General features: G+C 41.2%; 1 protein-coding gene and 2 rRNA genes. All 3 read left to right on the forward strand.

Going from position 1 to position 2,624, the window contains the following annotated elements; translation table 11 throughout:
* Positions 1–21 precede the first annotated feature (21 nt).
* The 3 genes from rrf (AC1DND_RS25255) (at position 22) to AC1DND_RS25265 (ending at position 1,897) form a co-directional block, all read left to right on the forward strand.
* Positions 22–134, forward strand: a 5S ribosomal RNA gene (gene rrf, locus AC1DND_RS25255).
* A 157-nt stretch (positions 135–291) separates the two neighbouring features.
* Positions 292–403 (forward strand): 5S ribosomal RNA (rrf, locus tag AC1DND_RS25260).
* A 627-nt stretch (positions 404–1,030) separates the two neighbouring features.
* On the forward strand, positions 1,031–1,897 hold the full coding sequence (locus tag AC1DND_RS25265; protein WP_477585292.1) for a DUF808 domain-containing protein: 867 nt from the start codon (positions 1,031–1,033) through the stop codon (positions 1,895–1,897).
* Positions 1,898–2,624 lie beyond the last annotated feature (727 nt).

A 2,624-nucleotide genomic window follows, 5' to 3' on the forward strand; every position in this document is an offset into this window, starting at 1 on the left:
AAATATTCAGGTGCCTATATCGGTGGTGGCCTATATCGGTGGTGTCCACCTCTTCCCATTCCGAACAGAGAAGTTAAGCCCACCAGAGCCGATGGTACTGCGGTAACACGTGGGAGAGTAGGTCGGTGCCAGATCTTAAAAGAAACCCTTYAACAGCAATGTTGAAGGGTTTTCTTGGTTATATACAGGCCCCTGTGTTTTTAAGGCCGGTGAAATTGAAATACTGAAAGGCGAAAAGCTGAAAGACCAAAGACCAGAGGCGTGATGCGCTTTAGTCTTGAATAAAAATATTCAGGTGCCTATATCGGTGGTGTCCACCTCTTCCCATTCCGAACAGAGAAGTTAAGCCCACCAGAGCCGATGGTACTGCGGTAACACGTGGGAGAGTAGGTCGGTGCCAGATCTTAAAAAGAAACCCTTTAACAGCAATGTTGAAGGGTTTTCTTCGTTTAAAAGCATTTTATAGTCTATGCCTATCTTGTTTTCACCATTAAGGAGTGGATAAAAGTTAAGGGACCTGATGCCGGATGTTCCTTAATGGTGAAAGGAACTGTAACAGCGGTTATTTCTGCCATTAAKGAGTTTAAAAAGGGGKAAGGTTCTGTTCCCGCAGATTACGCTGATTTGCGCAAACCTGATCCCTCTTCCGTTTACATCTCCCGTCCCAGGTTGAATAGCCCTGATGGCAGTGGAAATCTCTTTTTGGCTGAGGTAGATTGTCTATCCCAAGGGCTTCCAAAAAGGATTGCAGCGGACAGCAGGACGGAACCCAACCTACATGTTACTGTTACTGCGCTCCAAAGCATCAAAATATTAATTATCTGGATTATACTTAACAAATAAGTTAACGCTGCATTTAATTATTTAAGAGGATGTTTTTTACGATTATATTTCCGATGACCGGGCGCATTAATAGATTTAACCAGCCCTGTCTATAGAATCCTGTTTAGTCCATATAGCTTAAAGATTTAAATATGATTGTTCGAATCTGGAAAGGATTTGATATTTTGCGGCATAATTGATTTTAGATATGGCTTCAGGTTTTTTTGCAATTTTGGATGATATTGGTGCTTTAATGGACGATGTAGCGGTAACAGCTAAGGTAGCGGCCAAAAAGACTGCGGGGATTTTGGGAGATGATTTAGCCGTAAATGCAGAAAAATCAACTGGTTTTCTTTCTTCAAGAGAATTGCCGGTACTATGGGCAATCACTAAGGGATCATTTGTGAATAAGCTTATTATTGTTCCAATTGCGCTATTACTCAATTTCTTTTTTCCGGTAGCGATTAAAGTGATCTTGGTACTAGGCGGGTTGTACCTGGCGTATGAAGGGGTGGAGAAAATTGTTGAATATTTTATTCATCGATCAAAGCCCACACATATCGAAGCAAAAGAGGTTATCCAAGAGGACGAGTTGGCAGAAAAAGCGAAGATCAAATCAGCTATTATTACCGATTTTATTTTATCAATAGAAATCGTAATTATTGCTTTGGGAAGCGTGCTCGAAGAAAAGCTGCTTATACAAATTATGACGGTGTCAGCTGTAGCTTTGTTGGCTACCGTTGGTGTTTATGGAATCGTAGCTATTATTGTTAGAATGGATGATGCTGGATATCGCTTAATGAAGGCCTCTGGCGAAAAAGGTATATTTTCATTCATTGGAAACCTATTGGTTCGTTCTTTGCCAATTATAATAAAAATATTAAGTGTTGTAGGAACTGTAGCATTGATCTTGGTTTCAGGTGGGATTTTTGTACATAATGTTGGCTTTCTACACCATGTTCTTCATACTTTACCTTCAATCCTTAGAGAATTTGCTTTTGGATTAGCAGCTGGACTCGCCTCAGTGTTTGTTTTAACTGCGGGTAAAAAGCTTTTAGCCATTGTTAGAAAATAAAGTATTGCCAGTATTCTATTTGCAGAGTGGGTTTTTAATCTTTTTTTATGGAAAGCAGTTTTGGTGCTACTATATAGGTATGTTTCCGCTATCCGCTTTATCCCGATGAAAACCTGTGAAACAAGCAAGCACACCAAAATATAACACAAACCGGTACTTAAATCGGGATGCCTGCTGCTATCGGGTTTAKYMKGCAGGGKCTTCCGAAGTTTGAAACGGCTGGGCGCAGGAGAAAACTTCGGAAGTCTATTCAGTCACACAAGTTATTGCTACACTATATAATATAAGATTGCTTTTGTTTTTTGGAAAGGCAGGTTCTTGCAACTATGAAGGTTTGTTCCCGCTTTTCATTGCAAGTCCCCGCTGCGCTGCGGGCTTTCCATTGCAATCGGGTTTATTCTGCAGGGTCTTCCGAAGTTTTAAACGGCCGGGCGCAGGGAAAACTCCGTAAGTCCGGGAAGCGGAGCCCGCCTAAAACAGGTGTTCCCCTAAAAAGTTTGGCCGTGCAGCATATTTTTTCTGTCTGAAAACCATTGGGTTAACTTAACTCCTACATTAATCCGTAAAAAAGCTTTGGATATGTACTAAAAATCCCTACTTTTGCATCCCGCTTCGGAGGAAGGGTTTTGAATGAAAGGATGGCACAGGGATGATGAGAGCGGGATTTATTTGAAAATAAATGTTGCGGAAGAGGAAAAGATTGCTACCTTTGCAGCCCGTTCAGGAA

Source organism: Pedobacter sp. 01N416 (genome assembly GCF_056399685.1).

Excerpts from the sequence above, each read along its gene's own strand:
- AC1DND_RS25265 (WP_477585292.1), top strand. The coding sequence starts at position 1,031 with ATGGCTTCAGGTTTTTTTGCAATTTTGGATGATATTGGTGCTTTAATG.